Origin of the sequence: Nonomuraea sp. NPDC048881 (assembly GCF_040649795.1) — a bacterium.
In the GTDB taxonomy this organism is placed as follows: domain Bacteria; phylum Actinomycetota; class Actinomycetes; order Streptosporangiales; family Streptosporangiaceae; genus Nonomuraea.
This window is the reverse complement of sequence record NZ_JBEZGC010000023.1, coordinates 48,894-66,033: the sequence shown is the minus strand read 5'-3', so window position 1 is coordinate 66,033 and position 17,140 is coordinate 48,894. Positions and strand designations below refer to the sequence as shown.

Annotated in this window: 15 protein-coding genes and 1 pseudogene; 4 read left to right on the top strand and 12 right to left on the bottom strand. The window is 71.7% G+C overall.

The features are described 5' to 3' along the window. Positions 1 to 34: 34 nt before the first annotated feature. The 7 genes from AB0C33_RS44745 to AB0C33_RS44715 are packed head-to-tail and all read right to left on the bottom strand — an operon-like array spanning position 35 to position 8,275. Positions 35 to 1,678: an amidohydrolase gene (locus AB0C33_RS44745; RefSeq protein ID WP_358299808.1), complete on the bottom strand. Its 1,644-nt coding sequence runs from the start codon at positions 1,676 to 1,678 to the stop codon at positions 35 to 37. A gap of 10 nt (positions 1,679 to 1,688) precedes the next feature. Next, positions 1,689 to 3,101: an amidase gene (locus AB0C33_RS44740; protein ID WP_358299805.1), complete on the bottom strand. Its 1,413-nt coding sequence runs from the start codon at positions 3,099 to 3,101 to the stop codon at positions 1,689 to 1,691. Continuing rightward, entirely contained in the window at positions 3,098 to 3,913 is an 816-nt protein-coding gene (locus AB0C33_RS44735) for an ATP-binding cassette domain-containing protein (protein ID WP_358299802.1), read from the bottom strand. The genes AB0C33_RS44740 and AB0C33_RS44735 overlap by 4 nt, the downstream gene beginning before the upstream one ends. Further along, entirely contained in the window at positions 3,906 to 4,862 is a 957-nt protein-coding gene (locus tag AB0C33_RS44730) for an ABC transporter ATP-binding protein (RefSeq protein ID WP_358299799.1), read from the bottom strand. The genes AB0C33_RS44735 and AB0C33_RS44730 overlap by 8 nt, the downstream gene beginning before the upstream one ends. Further along, positions 4,862 to 5,695, bottom strand: a complete 834-nt coding sequence (locus tag AB0C33_RS44725) for an ABC transporter permease (protein ID WP_358300013.1) — start codon at positions 5,693 to 5,695, stop codon at positions 4,862 to 4,864. The genes AB0C33_RS44730 and AB0C33_RS44725 overlap by 1 nt, the downstream gene beginning before the upstream one ends. A gap of 22 nt (positions 5,696 to 5,717) precedes the next feature. Next, the gene (locus AB0C33_RS44720; protein WP_358299796.1) at positions 5,718 to 6,683 is read right to left on the bottom strand and encodes an ABC transporter permease; all 966 of its coding nucleotides are present in this window, start codon (positions 6,681 to 6,683) and stop codon (positions 5,718 to 5,720) included. Beyond that, on the bottom strand, positions 6,653 to 8,275 hold the full coding sequence (locus AB0C33_RS44715; RefSeq protein WP_358299793.1) for an ABC transporter substrate-binding protein: 1,623 nt from the start codon (positions 8,273 to 8,275) through the stop codon (positions 6,653 to 6,655). Before AB0C33_RS44715 ends, AB0C33_RS44720 begins: the two co-directional genes overlap by 31 nt. 136 nt (positions 8,276 to 8,411) lie before the next feature. Here AB0C33_RS44715 and AB0C33_RS44710 point away from each other — a divergent pair, with 136 nt between their 5' ends. Next, a complete protein-coding gene (locus AB0C33_RS44710; RefSeq protein WP_358299790.1) occupies positions 8,412 to 9,455 on the top strand; it encodes a LacI family DNA-binding transcriptional regulator in 1,044 nt (347 codons plus the stop codon). Here AB0C33_RS44710 and AB0C33_RS44705 read toward each other — a convergent pair whose 3' ends face one another. Beyond that, positions 9,456 to 9,902, bottom strand: a complete 447-nt coding sequence (locus AB0C33_RS44705) for a MarR family transcriptional regulator (protein ID WP_358299787.1) — start codon at positions 9,900 to 9,902, stop codon at positions 9,456 to 9,458. Between the two features lie 475 nt (positions 9,903 to 10,377). Continuing rightward, positions 10,378 to 10,548 (bottom strand): annotated as a pseudogene (locus AB0C33_RS44700) (DUF2332 family protein); the annotation flags it as partial. Positions 10,549 to 10,581: 33 nt separating this feature from the next. On the opposite strand from AB0C33_RS44700, the gene AB0C33_RS44695 reads away from it, so the two are divergent. Then, positions 10,582 to 11,511 (top strand): aminoglycoside phosphotransferase family protein, encoded by a 930-nt coding sequence (locus AB0C33_RS44695; protein ID WP_358299784.1) that lies wholly within the window; start codon positions 10,582 to 10,584, stop codon positions 11,509 to 11,511. 61 nt (positions 11,512 to 11,572) lie between these two features. Here the strand turns inward: AB0C33_RS44695 and AB0C33_RS44690 are convergent, their stop codons facing one another. After that, entirely contained in the window at positions 11,573 to 12,406 is an 834-nt protein-coding gene (locus tag AB0C33_RS44690; RefSeq protein ID WP_358299781.1) for an ABC transporter permease, read from the bottom strand. Beyond that, positions 12,403 to 13,296 (bottom strand): ABC transporter ATP-binding protein, encoded by an 894-nt coding sequence (locus AB0C33_RS44685; protein WP_358299778.1) that lies wholly within the window; start codon positions 13,294 to 13,296, stop codon positions 12,403 to 12,405. Before AB0C33_RS44685 ends, AB0C33_RS44690 begins: the two co-directional genes overlap by 4 nt. Before the next feature lie 281 nt (positions 13,297 to 13,577). Here AB0C33_RS44685 and AB0C33_RS44680 point away from each other — a divergent pair, with 281 nt between their 5' ends. Both AB0C33_RS44680 and AB0C33_RS44675 read left to right on the top strand, forming a co-directional pair. Next, positions 13,578 to 15,272 carry an alpha/beta fold hydrolase gene (locus AB0C33_RS44680; RefSeq protein WP_358299775.1) on the top strand — a complete coding sequence of 565 codons (1,695 nt, stop codon included), beginning with the start codon at positions 13,578 to 13,580 and terminating at the stop codon, positions 15,270 to 15,272. A gap of 29 nt (positions 15,273 to 15,301) precedes the next feature. Next, positions 15,302 to 16,138 (top strand): serine protease, encoded by an 837-nt coding sequence (locus AB0C33_RS44675; protein WP_358299772.1) that lies wholly within the window; start codon positions 15,302 to 15,304, stop codon positions 16,136 to 16,138. A 25-nt stretch (positions 16,139 to 16,163) separates the two neighbouring features. Here AB0C33_RS44675 and AB0C33_RS44670 read toward each other — a convergent pair whose 3' ends face one another. Further along, positions 16,164 to 17,099, bottom strand: coding sequence for a DUF2332 domain-containing protein (locus tag AB0C33_RS44670; protein ID WP_358299769.1), 936 nt, complete (start codon positions 17,097 to 17,099; stop codon positions 16,164 to 16,166). Between the last annotated feature and the right edge of the window lie 41 nt (positions 17,100 to 17,140).

The window sequence follows — 17,140 nt, the reverse complement described above, 5'->3', positions numbered from 1 at the left end:
CGACGGGGGGACCGGTTCACTCGGCGGCGAGCGGTCAGAAGGACGGATGCGTGTGCACCCGTCGTCCCTCCACGTAGGTGGCGAGGACGGTGATGCCGCCCAGGTCACCGGGGGGTACGGCGAACGGGTCGGCGTCGGTGACGACGAGGTCGGCGAGCTTGCCGGGCTCGATGGTCCCGGTCCGGGTGTCGAGGTGGTTGAGCCGGGCGGTGCCGATCGTGTACGCCGACAGGGCCGCCGCCACCGGGAGGCGCTGCGCGGGCAGGAACGGCCGCCCCGATCCGTCGGGGAGCATCCGGTTGACGGCGACGTGGATGCCGAGGAACGGGTCCGGGCTGCTGACCGGCCAGTCGCTGCCCGCGGCGAGGGCGGCGCCCGAGCGCAGGAGGTCGCCGAAGGGGTACTGCCAGGCGGCGCGCCGGTCGCCGAGGAAGGGAATGGTCAGCTCGTCCATCTGCGGCTCGTGCGCCGCCCACAACGGCTGGATGTTGGCGGTGACCTCCAGGGCCGCGAACCGTGGCACGTCGTCGGGATGGACGACCTGGAGATGGGCGATGTGATGCCGGTTGCCCCTGCGCCCGTTGACCTTGAGCGCCGCCTCGAACGCGTCCAGCGCCTCCCGGGCGGCCCGGTCGCCGACGGCGTGCACGTGGACCTGGACCCCGACGGCGTCCAGCCGGGTGACGTGGGCGCGCAGGTCCTCGGGCCCGACGAAGCTGATGCCGCTGTTGCCGGTCCGGCATCCACAGCCGTCCAGGTAGGGGGAGGTCATGGCGGCGGTGTAGTTCTCCGCCACGCCGTCCTGCATGATCTTCACGCTGGTGGCTGCGAACCGTCCGGTGGTGGTACGGCGGGCGAGCAGTTCGGGGATCTGCTCCTCGCCCCGGTCCCGATCCCACCACAGGGCGCCGACCACGCGCCCGGTGAGCATCGAGGCGTCGGCGGCGGCTTCGTAGGCGCGCTGGACCTCCGGGCCGACCATCGCGTCCTGCCAGGCCGTCACTCCGGCCTGGTGCAGGCGTCGCTGGCCGGCCTGGAGGCCGCGGAGCAGGTCCTCGTCCGTGGGCTCGGGCACGTGCCTGCCCACGAGCGAGGCTGCGCCCTCGTGCAGGGTTCCTTGAGGGGTTCCGTCGGGTTCGCGCTCGATGCGCCCGTCGTTCGGGTCGGGGGTTCCGTCGTGGACGCCGCACAGCCGCAGGGCCTCGGTGTTGACCCATGCGCCGTGCCCGTCCCTGTTGGTCAGGTAGACCGGCCGGTCGGGGACGACCTCGTCGAGGGCGATCCGGCTCGGCGTGCCGCCGGGGAACCATTCCATGGACCATCCGCCGCCGGAGATCCAGCGCACCTCGGGATGGGCCGCGGCGTACGCGCGGACGACGGCGAGGGCGTCGGCGGCGTCCCGCGCCTCGTGCAGGTCGCACCGGGTCATGGAGAGCCCGGCCAGCACCGGGTGCACGTGGGCGTCCTGGAATCCGGGAAGCAGGGTCCGGCCGGCCAGATCGACGGTCTCGGTCCGCGGGCCGGCCAGGTCGCGCACCTCCTCGACCTCGCCGAGCGCCAGGATCCGCCCGTCGCGTACGGCCACCGCGCGGCTGGGAGCGCCGGCCATGGGACGCACCCGGCCGTTGAGGAACACGAGGTCAGCAGATTTGTCGGCAGTTCTGTCGGCAAAAGTCATGTAAGTCTCCTCAGAGCTGCGGGCGGGTGGGCCACGGCAGGACGCGTTCGACGGCGGCGCCGATGTGGAAGACCGTCGCGTCGTCGTAGCTGCGGCCGACGATCTGCGTCCCCGTCGGCACGCCGTTCGACGCGAGACCGGACGGGACGTTGAGCACGGGGCAGCGGCTGGCGATGTTGAAGACGGTCGTCAGCGAGTACTCCAGGTAGTGGTCGAACTGGACCCCGTTGACCGTCAGCTTGGTGTCCACGTAGTCCTCGCCCGCGGGCAGCGCGGCGGTGCCCGCGGTGGGGCAGATCAGCGCGTCGTACCGGTCGAGCAGGTCGCCGATCACGGCGTAGATGCGGCCCTCCAGCTCCAGCCCGGCCAGGAAGCCGTCCCGCGCCAGCGCGGCGCGCGAGTCCTCGGCGAAGGCGAGGGCGTAGGGCGTGAGCTCGTCGCGGTGCGTCTCCGCCACGCCGGCGACCATGGGGCCGAAGATGGCGCCGAAGTGGATGAAGGCCGCGCGCATGACGTCGGCGCGCCGCAACGGCACCTCCACCTGCTCCACGATGGCGCCGGCCGCGGCCAGCGCGTCGGCGACCGCGCGGGTGTTGGCCGCGACGTCCGGCTCGATCTCCCAGTTCCCCAGGTCGGGGGAATAGGCGATGCGCAACCCCGCGACGTCGCCGAGGCGTTCGGGGATGTGCGCGGCGGGGCGGATGGAGACGACGTCGGCCGGATGCGGCCCGACGATGACGTTCTGCAGGAGCGCGCAGTCGGCGACGGTACGGGCCATCGGCCCGTCATGGCAGTAGTGGTCCAGGTTGTACGGCGACATCGCGGGCACCCGCCCGTAAGGCGGCTTGTATCCGACCGTGCCGGTGGCCGCGGCGGGCAGCCGGATCGAGCCGCCGATGTCGGACCCCGTGGCGAGCGTCGCCGTCCCCGACGCCAGTGCCGCGCCCGCGCCGCCGGAGGAACCGCCGGGCGAGTAGTCCAGGTTCCAGGGGTTACGGGTGAGGCCCCACAGCCGGGAGTGCGTGTAGGCGGCGCAGCAGAACTCCGGCGTGGTGGTGCGGGCATGGACGATCCCGCCGGCGGCGACGACCCGTTCGACGACCGGATGGGTGGTGTCGGCGACGTGGTCGGCGTAGGCCAGGGAACCGTCGCTGGCGCGCATTCCCGCGATCGGCTGCTCGTCCTTGGTGGCGACCGGCAGCCCTTCGAGCGGTCGCGGCGACCCGTTGCCGAGGTAGGCGCGCTCGGCCTTCCTGGCCTGGTCGAGCGCCTCGTCGAACATCGTCTCGCTGAGCGCGTTGACCCGCGGCTCGACGGCCTCGGCCCGCTCGATGACCGCGGTCATGAGCTCGACGGGCGACAGGGCCCGGGTCCTGAACAGCTTCAGGGCTTGCGTGGCGGACAGGTGTGCGAGCTCACTCACATGATCTCCTGAAGGGCGCGCCGGTCGGCGGCGATCTGGGCGGGATCCCAGCCCGGCCGCGGCACGGAGTGCAGCAGCAGGCGGGTGTAGGGATGCTGGGGGGCGGCCAGGACCTGCGAGGTCGGCCCGGCCTCGACGACCTTGCCGCGGTGGAGCACGACGATGTCGTCGGCCGCGTGCCGGACCAGGGCCAGGTCGTGGGTGATGAACAGGTAGGCGATGTCGAGGTCGCGGCGGATCCGCGCCAGCAGGTCGAGGATCTGCGCCTGGATGGACACGTCGAGCGCCGAGGTGGCCTCGTCCAGGATCAGCACCTTCGGCGCGGTGGCCAGCGCGCGGGCGATGGCGACCCGCTGGCGCTGGCCGCCGGACAACCGCCTGGGCCGTACGGCGGCCTCACGCTCGCCGAGCCCGACGCGCTCCAGCAGTTCCTCGCGCCGGGCCCGCCGGGCCTGCTTGTCCAGGGCGAAATGCAGCCGTAGCGGCTCCTCCACGCATTCGCTCACGCTGATCCGCGGATCCAGGGAGAGGTAGGGGTCCTGGAAGACCATCTGGATCTCGCGCGCCCGCGACAGCCTGGCCCGGCGGCCCCGCGGGGCGCGCGAGCGGTTCCGGCCCTCGACGCTGATCCGCCCGGCGTCCGGGAGCTCCAGGCCGACGAGCATCCGCGCGGTCGTCGTCTTGCCCGAGCCCGACTCGCCCACCACGGCGAGCGAGCCGCCGGCCCGCAGCGAGAAGGAGACGCCGTCCACGGCCGCCTTGTGGCCGTACGCCTTGCGCAGCCCCTCGACCTCCAGCACGTTCTCAGTCATGGACCGGCTCTCCAGCTCTCAGGCACGCCACCCGCGCGCGTTCCAGGATCTCCAGGTCGGGCCGTCGCTCCCGGCATCGCTCGACGGCCAGACCACAACGGGCCTCGAAGGCGCACCCGGCCGGGGACTCGGCCAGCGACAACGGCCTGCCGGGCACGCCGTGCGGCGGCTCGTGCGACTCCAGCCGGGGCGTGGCCGCCAGCAGCCCGGCCGTGTACGGGTGCCGGGGCCGGGCGAAGAGCTCGCCGGTGGCCTGCTCCTCGACGATCCGGCCCGCGTACATCACGTAGATGCGGTCGCAGATGGCCGCGGCCAGCTCCAGGTCGTGGGTGACGAACAGCATGCCCATCCCGCGCGCGGTCCTGAGGTGGGACAGGATCGCGATGACCTCCGCCTGCGTCGTGACATCCAGGGCGGTCGTCGGCTCGTCGGCGAGCAGCAGGTCGGGCTCCGCGGCCAGCGCCCCGGCGATCATCACCCGTTGCAGCATCCCGCCGGAGAACTCGTGCGGGTGACGGCGCAGCGCGGCTTTCGGGTCCTCGATGCCCACCGCCTCCAGCAGCCCCTCCGCCCGATCGAGAGCCTGCCGGTACGGCAGCCCGCCCGCCCGCAGTCCCTCGGTGACGAAGTCGCCGATCCGCCGGACGGGATTGATCGACGCCCGCGGATCCTGGAAGATCATCGCCACTCGGCGGCGGCGCAGGTCACGCAGCCCCGCGGCGGTCTGCGCCAGTACGTCCTGGCCGTCGACCAGGACGCGCCCGCTCACGGCGGTCCGCCCGGGCAGCAGGCCGAGCACGGCCCGGCAGGTGACGGACTTGCCTGACCCGGACTCGCCGACGAGCCCGACGGCCTCGCCCTGGGCGACGCGCAGCGACACCGCGTCCAGGATGGGCCGGGCCGCCTGGCCGGGCGCCAGCCGTACGGTCAGATCGTCGATCTGGAGCATCAGCGCTCCCTCCCGGAGACGCGGTCGGCGATGCCCTCGCCGACGACGCTGAAGGCCACCACCGTGATCACGACGGCCGCGCCGGGGGCCAGCGCGGGCAGCATGGCGCCCTGGAGCAGGGCGGAGGCCCCTTCGTTGATCATGGCGCCCCAGTCGGGGACGGGCGGTTGTGTGCCGAACCCGAGGAAGGACAGCGCCGCGAGGTCCATGAGCGCGTAGCCGAAGTTGATCGCCGACTGGGCGAGGATCAGCGGGACGACATTGGGGACCAGGTGTCTCAGGCAGATGACCCACCCGGACCAGCCCTGCACCCGGTAGGCGTGGATGTAGGGGCGGGACATCTCGCGCAGGGCGACGCCGCGCGCCAGCCGTCCGACGTAGGGGGTGTAGGCGATGCTCATCGCCACGACGGGCGCGGTCAGGCCGGGGCCGAACATGGCCACCAGCGTGATCGCCAGCAGCAGCGCGGGAAAGGCGAAGACGAAGTCCATGGCGCGGGACAGGACCGCGTCGAGCACACCGCCGGTCCAGGCGGCCAGGACGCCGAGCAGGGTGCCCGCCACCGTCGACAGGGTCACCACCAGGAGCGGGCCGAGCAGTCCCGCCCGCGCGCCGTGGATCAGGCGGGACAGGATGTCGCGGCCGGACTGGTCGGCCCCGAGCAGGTGATCGGCGCTCGGGCCGCTCAACGCGGCCGGGAAGTCGATGGCGAGCGGATCGTGCGGCGCCACGACCGGCGCCAGGATCGCCACCGTCACCAGGACGGCCAGGACGGCGACGCCGGCGACGGTCATCCGGTCCGCGGGAAGCCGGTAGCGGCGGTGGAAGGTCACGGCTGTCAAGAGGACTCCTTCACTAAGCCCTGCGCAGGCGCGGATCGATGGCCGGCTGAACCAGGTCGACCAGCAGGTTGGCCGCCGCGAAGACGACGACGATCAAGGTGGTGACGGCCTGCACGACCGGGAAGTCCTTGACCGTGACCGAGCTGACCAGCAGTTGCCCGATCCCGGACAGGCCGAAGGCGGTCTCCACGATCGAGGTCGCGACGAGCAGCCCGGCGATCACCGTGCCTGTGACCGTGCTGATCGGGCCGAGGGAGTTGCGCAGGACGTGGCGCCGGATCACCGCGTTCTCCTGGACGCCGCGCGAGCGTGCCACCTCGACGTGCTCGCGGGCCAGCTCCTCCAGCATGGACGAGCGGGTGACCCGGGCCAGCAGACCGGCGAACGTCAGGGCGAGCGCGGCCGCGGGCAGGGTCAGATGCCAGACGCGGTCGACCGGCCCCGCACCGTTGCCGAAGGCGGGGAACCAGCCGAGCTGGACGGAGAACAGCGAGATCAGCCCGATCGCCGCGACGAAGGAGGGGGTCGCGGTGGCCACCCCGGTGCCGATGAGGACGATCCTGTCGAGCGGGCCGGGCCGCAGCGCGGCCAGGGCGCCGAGGATCAGCCCCGCGACCACGATGAGCAGCCCCGCGTAGCCGACCAGGAAGAGCGTCGTGGGCAGCCTGGCCAGGAGCAGCCCGGTCACGTCCTGCCGGAACTGCACCGACCGGCCGAAGTCCCCGGTCACCGCGCCGCCGACCCATTTGAGGTACTGCGTGAGGAACGGATCGTCCAGGTGGTACTGCGCCCTGATCGCCGCGATCGCCTGCGGAGAGGCCGAACGCCCTTGGGTGAGGAAGGAGGCCGGGTCGCCGGGAGCCAGGTACACGGCGGAGAACACCGCGAACGACGCCCCGGCCAGCGTCGCCACCAGCCCGGCGAGCCTGCGGGCCAGGAAGGCGCCCATCAGTTCGCCGACCCGAGCGCTGCCGCCCACGGGTAGACGAGCTGGGTGATGCCGGTGGGCGCGCCGGTGAGCCGCTTGTTGAGGAACATGCTGTGCGGCACCTCGTACAGCGGGATCCACACCATGTCCCGGACGGCGATCTCCTGGAGCTTGGCGACCACGGCGGCGCGGGCCGCGGGGTCGGCCTCGGCGCCCGCCTGGTCGACGAGCCTGTCGTACTCGGGGTCGGAGTAGCCGCCGTAGTTGGCGAAGTTGCCGGTCTGCAGGATTCCGTAGAACTCCAGCGGATCGGGGGTGGAGTCGTACCAGATGGTCATGACCAGGTCGACGCCCTGGCGGGCCTTGGGGTCGGAGAACAGCGCGGAGTAGGCGTCGGGGGCCACCGCCTTCTGCTCGACCCGCAGGCCGATGGCCTGGCCCGCGGCCTGGACGGCGTTGGCGATGACGCCGATGTCGGGAGCCATCGTGCTCGTGGCGATCACGATCTTCTTGCCCGTCCCGCCGGCCTCCTTGACCAGCTTCCTGGCCCCTTCGAGGTCGGTGCTCAGCTCGGGGAGCTTGGCGTAGTACTGCTTGGCCGCCTCGGGGGCGATGCCCCACGCGCCGATCGCCGCGGGCGCCTTCGCCGGTGTGGCCACCCCGGCCACGCTGGCCTGGAGAATGGCCTTGCGGTCGAGCGCCATGGACAGCGCCTTGCGCAGCCTCAGGTCGCCGAGCGGGCCCTTGAGGTCGAGCGGGATGAGGCTGACGGCCGCGGTGTTGGGGCCGAAGTACAGCTTGCCGCTGGAGGCGCTGCCCAGGCGGGTGAAGCCGGTGGTGGGGACCAGGTAGCTGCCGTCCGCCTCGCCCGAGAGCAGGGCGTTGACGCGGGCCGCCGGGTCGGAGATGAAGACGTTCCGCACGGTCGCGGCCCTGGCCTTGAGCGCGGGGTCCCAGTAGCCGTCGAAGCGTTTCAGGTTGATCGCCTGCCCCTTCTCCCACTTGTCGAGGGAGTACGGCCCGGTGCAGTTCACGCCCTTGTCGGGGGTGCCGTACCCGGCGCCCTGCGCGGCCAGGAACGCGGCGCTCTCGATGGTCCCGGCCGAGGTGCCCATCTGCTCGTTGAACAGGTGGTCGGGCTTCTTCAGGTGGACGGTGACCTCCATGGGGCCGGTCTTCTCCACCGATTTGACGTTCTGGTAGGACGAGACCCAGTACGAACCCACCGCCGGATCCATGTGCCGCCGCATGCTCGCCACCACGTCGTCGGCGGTGAGCGGCGATCCGTCGTGGAAGCGCACGCCCTGGCGGATCGTGTACACCCAGCGCCCGGGGTCCGGGGATTCGGCCTTGCTGGCCAGCCCCGGCTCCACCCGGAAGCCGGGGGTGATCCGCATGAGCTGCTCGCACACGTTGGCGAGCACGGTGTTGGGCGGGTAATCGAAGGCATAGGCGTAGTCGAGCGACTGCGGCTCGGCGTAGAGCGCCCAGGTCACGGCATCCACCGGGCCTTTGGCCGGCGGCAGGTCCGCCGTGACGGTGAAGGTTCCGGAGCCGGCGGCCTTCGGGGCGGCCGCGCCCCCTCCACAGGCAGTGGCCGCCAGTACGGCCAGCGCCGCGGCGGCGAGTCGAGCGGTACGCATCGGACCACCTCATCCTCGTGCGGGAAAGTGCCATGAGTATTGGTGAAGGAACGTTCCTGCACAAGACACTGAAGGAACGATTCAGCAACGGTCAGCGAGGTGGCGAATCGGCTGACATCCTGCAAAGATCGGACCCATGGAAGAGCCAGAGCGTAAGGTCGGCGCGCGCGTGCGCCTGGTGGACGTCGCCCGCGCGGCGGGGGTGTCCAAGACCACCGTCTCGGACGCGCTCAACGGCGCGGGCCGCCTCCCCGACGCCACCCGCGAGCACGTCCGGCAGGTGGCGCGGCGGCTCGGATACCGGCCGAACGCCACGGCGCGGCGGCTGCGCGCCGGCCGCTCACGCCTGCTCGGCCTCGCCGCCCGCGAGTTCGTCGAGCATCCGTGGTTCTACACCGAGCTCGCCTACTTCGCCCGGCTGACCGCCGCCACCACCCGCGCGGGCATGACCCACGGATACGGCGTGGTGCTGCTGCCCACCACCGGCCCCGACGACTACTGGACGGACCTGCCTCTCGACGGCGTGTTCGTGGTGGATCCGGTCGAGGGAGACCCTCTGGTCGGAGACTTTCTCGCCGCGGGGGTGGCCGTGGTCTCCGACCGCAGAGCCGTGGCGGGGACACCGTGGCCGTGGGTCGACTTCGACTACGGCGCGGCCCTGCGCAGCGTGCTCGACCACCTGGAGGACGAGGGCGCCCGGCGGATCGCCGCGGTCGGCGCCCCGACCACGGCCTGCTACCACCGCGACTCCGTCCGGGCCTATCTCGACTGGAGTGCGGAAAGGGGCCGCGACCCGTTGCTGGCCCAGCTCGACGGCCCCGGGTTCGAGCCGGCGCTGGCCGCGGTGGAGAGGTTGCTGAGTGATCCCGAGCCGCCGGACGCGCTGGTCGTGCTCGTCGAGGTCAGTCCGTCGCTGCTCCTGGACCGGATCCGCAAGCTCGGCAGGTCGGTGCCCGGCGACCTGCTGCTGGTCTGCGCGACGGAGGACCCCACGGCGCCGTTCACGGATCCGCCCGTCAGCACGCTCAGCTTCCTGCCGGTCGAGACGGCCGACATCGCGGTCGGGATGCTCGTCGACCTCATCGAGGGCCGCGGTGTCGCGGGCGGCCGGCTGCTCCAGGCGAGGTTCGACGTCCGGGCCTCCTCCGATCGCCGCTCCGTGCCGGGAGCCGGGAAGTGATCACTTCCTGGGCGGGCGCAGAGTCGTCCACGCCACGGTGAGGGCGGTGCGGAAGGTGTCGGCCTGCTCGGGCGACAGGCCCGAGATCATGCGGTCCTCCAGCTCGGCGGCGGCCTCGGCGTGGGCGTCGAGGAGCGCCCGGCCCTCGTCGGTGAGGTAGAGCAGCAGTTCGCGCTTGTTGGCCGGGTTGGGCGAGCGGCGGATGAGGTGACGCCGGTCGAGGGCGCCGATCAGGTCGGCCATGGCCTGCGGGGTGACGAAGGAGTCGCGGGCGAGCTGGGCGGCGGTCACCCCGTCCTTGTGCTGCAGCACGGTGAGCGCCGTGTACTGCGGCGTGGTCACGGCCGCGCCGCGCAGCATCTCGTCCAGGCGCGACCTGATCGCCAGTTCGAGCCGTTTGACGGCGTACAGCAGCGACGGGGTGGGGCGGGGCGGGGCGCTGGCCATGACGAACAGTATCCCAGCCAGGCATTGACAGGAAACCTGATGATACTTCAGCCTTCTTCATCAGGATTCCTGTCAATTGGAGAGCTTGTGATCCCCCCTGCCCTGACCTGCCCCCGTCTCTGACGCTGGAGTGCCGTGGGGACATCGCGGTGCTGTCGTTGAACCGGCCGGCCAAACGCAACGCGCTCGACGACGCCACGATCGCCGGGCTCGGTCGTCACCCTCACCGACGGGTTCGTCCTGGACGAGCCGTTACGCGCCCGCCTGATCGCGCGCATCCGCGCCACCCTGTCCCCGCGGCACGTGCCCGACGCCCTCCTGGCCGTCCCCGCGATGCCCTACGGACGAACCGGCAAGAAGCTCGAAGTCCCCGTCAAGAAGATCCTGCTGGGCGCCGCCCCTGACGAGGTCGCCTCGGCCGGCTCCGTCATGGACCCGGCCGCAGCGGGTGCCGTCCGTGGTGTGGCGGGCTGCGGAGGCAAAGTCCGGCCGAGGCGCCCACCTCGATCAGTGCCAGCGGCTGCGGCAAGCGCGCCAGAAGCGTCGCGCACCGGCCCGGCTCATTGGTCTGGGTGCTGCGGGCCGGCATCTCGGAGCCGACCTTCGCCCCATGGTCGAGCACCCAGACGCGGAACGCCTCATTCGCAGCTTCTGGCCGTCCGTGCCAGCATGATCGATCATGTCGGGATACGAGACGAGTGACGCGACCCTGGCCGCCATCGCCGGCCTGTTCGGGACCACCGCCGAGCGCGTACGGCCCCTCCCGCAAGGGGTGGCCAACCATGTCCTCCTGCTCGGCGACGACCTGGTCCTGCGCATCCCGCGGACCGAGCAGTTCCTTCCGGACCTGGTCAAGGAGGCCGCGGTCATCCCGTACGCCCGGCGCGCCGGCGTACGCACCCCGGAGATCGTCGCCTTCGACGACACCTGCTCGGTGGTGGACGTCCCCTACATGGTGCTCACCCGGACGCGCGGAACGGATCTCGCAGACCTTGACCTGCCCGACGCGGACACCGAACGTCTCTACCGGCAGGTCGGGCGGGAACTGGGCAAACTCCATCGGCTCACTCCGGACACCGCACCCGCCCCTGCCGGCGTCCCCGCGGACGACGGCAACGCGGACCCCTGGGCGCTCACCGACCACCTCCTCAAGGACGGCTGGATCGACGCCGAGACCGCCCGCTGGCTCACCGGATGGTTCGACCGGCTCTCACCACATCTTCCCGCGAGCCCGCCTTCGGTCCTGATCCACGGCGACATCGCTCCCCAGAACCTGCTCATCTCCCCGCAGACGGCCCAGCTCACCGGGATCGTGGACTGGGGCGACGCCGCATGGGCCGACCCCGCTGCCGACTTCGCCAAGGTGCCCCTCACCTCCATCCCGGCCATGCTCGCCGGCTATCGGCAGGAAACCGGCATCCCCACGAGCCCGCCGACCTGGGAAGCTCGCGTGCTGTGGTTCCACCTCACCTGGGCGCTGGGGCGCCTGGAGGACCCCGTCCCGCGCCCTGGCGAACGCCACTGGACCGCGCCTCCGGCCAGCCGACTCCTCAGCCTGCTCCGCTTCTTCGCCTCAGCCCCACCCACTCCTTGGGCCGATCTGTCCTGATGGCCCGCCACCTGATCCGGCGTCAGGGATCGGCCGGGCGCCGTCGTGACGGTCACGGCATTCACGCGACCCGTCGCAGGGCACGCTCACGGCGTGCCGCCACCGTGGAGCCTGACTCGCCGCGTGCCATCCGCCGCAGCACGACCGGCGCCACGAGCAGGCCGAGCACCGCCCAGGCGCCCAGCACTCCGGCGGTCTCCAGGTGTCGCCAGGACGCGCCGATCTCGACGGCGACCGCCGCGTCCGGCAGCAGGGCCGAGCGCATTCCGAGCCCCATCCAGTAGAGGGGGAAGACCTGGGCGATCCACTGCAGCCACTCGGGCAGCGAGGTGATCGGGTAGAAGATGCCGGAGATCCCGATCAGGGCCAGGAACGGCAGCTGGACCAGCCCTTGGGCGCGTGCGGTGGCGAACACCGAGCCGAGGACGGCGCCGATGGGCAGGGTCGCGACCAGGCCGAGCGCCAGCACCCAGGCCAGTGCGGGCCAGGAGCCCGGGCTGATCCGCAGGCCCTCGACGAGCAGCACGGCGGGCACGAGGAAGATCGCCAGGTCGGCCAGCAGACCTCCGGACACCGAGATCACCTTGCCGATCAGGTATGCGGGCATGCCGTGCGGGGTCGCCTTGGCCCGCAGCAGCGTGCCGTCCTCGCGGTCGGCGGTGAGCTGCTGGCTCATGCTGATCAGACCGGTCGCGGCGTTCATGCCGAGGATGCCGGGCAAGGCCAGGGCGCCGAGAAGGAGGGCGCCGACGGGCAGGTCCCGGATGAAGAACAGCGTGGCCACCATCAGGGCGGGCCACAGGAAGTGGGAGAACAGCTCGGCGCCGTTGGTGAACGACTGCCGCAGCTCGATCAGCCCCCGGGACCAGCCCGCGCGCAGTACGGTCGCGTTCATCGGGCCACTCCCTCGGCCTCGCGCACCAGCGCCAGGTACGTCTGCTCCAGCGAGGCCCGGACGATCTCCAGCTCCTGGACGTCGTCGCCGTGGCGGGCGAACAGCTCGCGGGCGAACGTGGTCGAGTCGGGCGTCCGCTCGACGTACCGCCGTCCGTCGCGCAGCCAGCGCACCTCGTCCTCGCCGGCGATCCGCCGTGCCAGCCCGGCGGCAGTGCCGTCGGCGACGATCCGGCCGCCGTTCAGCACGAGGATGCGGTCGGCCAGCTTCTCGGCCTCGTCCAGGTCGTGGGTGGTGAGCAGGACGGTGGTCTCGCGGGCGTCGGCCAGGTCGCGTACGAGATCGTGGAAGTCGGACCTGGCCTGCGGGTCGAAACCGGTGGTCGGCTCGTCGAGAAACAACAGCTCCGGGCGCCCCACGAGCCCGATCGCCACGTCGAGCCTGCGCCGCTGGCCGCCCGACAGTGTCTTGAGCTTCTTGCCGGCGTGCTCGGCCAGGCCGACCCTCGCGATCAACTCGTCGGGGTCCCAGGGGCGCGGGATGCCGGGGGTGGCGTAGGGGGCGTAGTAGGCGCCGAGGTGGGCGAGGAGTTCGCGTACCGGCCAGTTGCCGTGGTCGCGCCAGGACTGCAGCACGATCCCGAGCCTGGCCCGCCACGACTCGTCGCCGTGCGAGGGGTCGGCGCCGAGCACGGAGACCCGGCCCTGCGACCGGACGCGGAAGCCCTCCAGGATCTCGATCGTGGTGGTCTTGCCCGCGCCGTTCGGCCCCAGCAGGGCCAGGACCTCGCCGTGGCGGGCCTGGAACGTGACGTCGTGCAGGACGTCGGTCGAGCCGTAGCGCATGCGCAGCCCGTCGACGTCGAGCACGACATCGGTGCTCCTTGTCATGAGATGACCTCTCTTCGTGATCGGATGACCTCGTGCCGGGGCGACCGCCGGCGAAGCCTGGCGCGAGGCATGGCGCATCGCGGCCCGCACCTGGGCCGGAGCGTGGGTCAGGGGTGCCGGTTACCGGCTTTCGCGCGTGGACGTCTCCTCGACGCGGTCCGTCAGATCGGTCTCGACGGTTCCCCCAGGCACGTTTTCCGGCATACAAGCAACCTTAGTTGACTGTTCGGAGCTTAGTCAACCAGAGTTGCTTAAGAAGGGCGCGGATGCCGTGCAAGCTCGTGCTGGGGGCGGCTTCCGCGCGGATACGCGACGGATACACGGCCGCGCGGTCGCCGATACGAGGGTGCGACGGTGTGGGAACCTTTGCCCCCGAGGGTGGACGACGTACGCCTGACGGCGTGCCCCGCGCGCTTGGAGGTGTGCGGGCAGGACCGTCGAAAGATGCGACCATGTTCAGCACCCGTGTATCACCAGGCACTCGTCCGGCGCGCGTGGCGGTCGCGTGCCTGATCGGCCTGGCGAGCTTCGCAGCCGCCGGCCCGGCCGACGCCCGCACCGACGAAGAGCCTCTGACGTGGCGTGAATGCGCCAAGACGGCCAAGGACTGGCCCGTCGAGAACGACACCAAAACCGAATGCTCCATGCTGACGGTTCCCCTGGACCACGCGAACCCGCAGGGCCGCAAGATCAAGATCGCCGTGAGCCGGGTCAAGGCCGCCGATCCGAGTAAGCGCCGTGGCGTGCTGGTCATCAGTCCCGGTGGTCCCGGCATCAGCAACATCGACGCGCCGGCGACGTACGCCGCCGGCAAGCTCGGCCCGCTGGCCGTCGACCATGACCTGATCGGGTTCGATCCCAGGGGCGTGGGCTACAGCGACAAGATCAAGTGCGACGCGGAGGAGCCGTCGCCCGCCGCGTCCGCCAAGGGGAGGACGGGCGGCCAGGAGTCGCCGTCCAGCGTCTCCCCCAAGGAGGCGGCGAAGGCCGGATTCGCCGAGACCGCCGCGTACAACAAGCGGTGCGCCGCCAAGGATCCCGCCTTCGTCCAGCAGTTGACCACCACGAACATCGCGCGTGACATGGACGCGATCCGCGCGGCCCTCGGCGAATCGAAGATCAATTTTTACGGGGTGTCCTACGGCACCGCGGTGGGCGTGAACTACCGGTCGCTGTTCGACAACCGGGTGAACGCGATGTGGCTGGATTCGGTGATGCCTCCCGTCATCGACCTCGCCGCCATGGACGCCACGACGGACGCGCTCTCCGAGAAGCGCTTCAACGCCTTCGTTCCGTGGCTGGCACGGCACGACGGCGAGTTCCACTTCGGGACGACCGACGCCAAGGTCCGCGAGACCATCTTCGCGTTGCGTGACGAGCTCCGCCGCAAACCCCGTGAGGTGGACGCGAACACGGTGCTCGACGGCGAGTGGGTCAGGCAGCAGCTCGGCGGAGGGCCGGGTATGTGGATCTCCGCCGCCAGGGATCTCGCCACCGTCCGCGAAGGCGGCGTCCCGCTGTCGGCGCGTCCCGCCCCGGAGTCGGCGAAGGTGTTCGGGTTCGACGAGAACCCGCTGGGCCTGAACCTGATCCAGTACCAGGCGATCTTCTGCAACGAGGGTGTCGGCGGCCGCGATTTCGAGCAGATGTGGGCGGCCGCGCTGGCTCGGAGAGCCGCCTTCCCCGCGACCGGCGGCTATTTCGAGCGCAGCGGCTGGTGCGGGGAATGGCCGTGGCCCGCGCGGCCGTGGAAGCCGGTCAGGGGAACCAGTCCCCTGCAGCTGTCCGGCCACACCGACGAAGACGTCACGCCGTACGCCTGGGCGGTGGACACGGCGAAGGCCGCCGGCGGGACGTTGCTGACGGTCCAGGACGACGCGCACGCCTCGCTGCGCCGGCTGCCCTGCGCCGCGAAGGTGATCGATTTCTTCCGCACCGGCCGTACCGCCGCGGGCACCTGCCCTGGTACGCGCTGACCGCGGCCCCTTCCATGAACGGACATGAGATGCGTGTGTTTCGGCGAATCGGCGCGGCACTGGGTGCCGCCGTCCTCGGCCTCAGCCTGCCGGCCCTCCCCACGCGGGCGGCGGCCGTAGACCTGGCGGGCACCGTCAATGTGGACGGTTGCTCGGGATCGCTGGTGCGGATGCCGGCCAGCGCGGCCGACGACCGGGCCTTCGTCCTGACCAACGGGCACTGCTACGAGGGCGCCTGGCCGGTGCCGGACGAGGTCCTGGTGGACCAGCCGTCCCACCGCGTGGTGGACCTGCTCGACGGCGCCGGCGAGCCGGTCGCCACCCTGCACGTGGCCAGAGCGGTCTACGTGACCTTGACCGGCACCGACGTCGCGTTGTACCAGCTGGACCTGACCTACCGGCAGTTGGAGCGGGCCTACCGCGTCCGGCCGCTCACGGTGTCGGCGGAACGTCCCGCACCGGGCACGGACATCCGGGTGCTCTCCGGAAGCATGAAGAAGGTCTTCTCGTGTGAGATCGACACGCTGGTCCACCGGGTGCTGGAGGTGGGCAACGTGACCAAGGACGTCATCCGTTACACGCCGCGCTGCGACACCGGCCACGGCACCTCGGGATCCCCGGTCGTCGACGCCAGGAGCGGCCAGGTCGTCGGCATCAACAACACCAGCAACCACGACGGCGGCCGGTGCACGCTGGACAACCCGTGCGAGATGAACCGCGACGGCGTCATCAGCGTGCGCAAGGGCACCGCCTACGGAACGCAGACGTACTGGCTCGCCACCTGCGTCAGCGCGGGGAACAAGCTCGACCTGGAGCGCCCCGGCTGCCTGCTGCCCAGACCGGACCCGCGGCTCTCCGCACGGTGACCCGCGCCTGGGCCGTCTCCTCGCGTCACGTGAACCAGATGATCTCCTGACCGTGCGATCGGGTCCAGGCGAGCGGCTGCCCGTCCAGCGCGAGCACGTGGTGGTTCGCCTCGCCCGGCGGCGTCGGGAGCGTGTCGTAGGGCAGCACGTCGGGGGTCTCGTTCGCGATCCAGTGTGCGGGGAGCTCGCGTACCGCCTCGGCGAACGCCGTCCGTCGCGGCGTCGGCACGAGGTACAGCACCGAGCTGTGGAACACCACCAGCGTCGCGTCGGGCGGGGACTGCGCGGCCAGGGCCGGCAGGTCGTCCACCAGGTCGCCCCGTACGAGCAGCGGCGGGTCGGCTGCGACGACGGCCGCCGCCGCCCGCAGCCGGGCCCGGCGGTGCGTGTGCTCGGGCCAGATGAGGGCGTCGAGCCAGGCCAGATCCGCCGGGTCGGTCACGTCGAGCGGGTTCAGGTCCAGGCCGGCCCGCCACACCACCTGGGGAAGGGTGGTCGGCGGCGTCAGGCCGGCGGCCGTGCAGGCGAGGACCGGGTCGCCGGAGCCGACCAGGTGATCGCCGTAGCGGTAGCCGTACCGGTCGGGGTAGAGGCACAGCCCGGCGGACGCGCCGACCTCCAGCAGCGCGAGCGGCTGCGGGAGCGCGTTGAGCACCGGCAGCAGGACGGCACACCGTCCGGCCTCGTTCGTCTGGGTGGTCCGGGTGCGCATCTCCGCCTCGATCGCGGGCCAGTTCGCCACCGTGTGGTCGTGGAACGCGGCCGGATCGTCGACCGGCCCGCCGAGCAGCCGGACCACGCCGAACAGCAGGTTGGGCTGCCGTTTGGCCGGCGGAAGCCCGGCGAGCAGGTCCAGGAGGCCGGGATCCCGCGCCACCGCGGAGGCCAGGCGTTCGTACGTGGGCGACACACCGTGCGCCTCGCGCGCGGCGAATTCAGCGTAGATCGCGGCGATCGTCATGTTCCGATGATCGCAGCCGGGTGCGGTCCCGGACGGCCGTG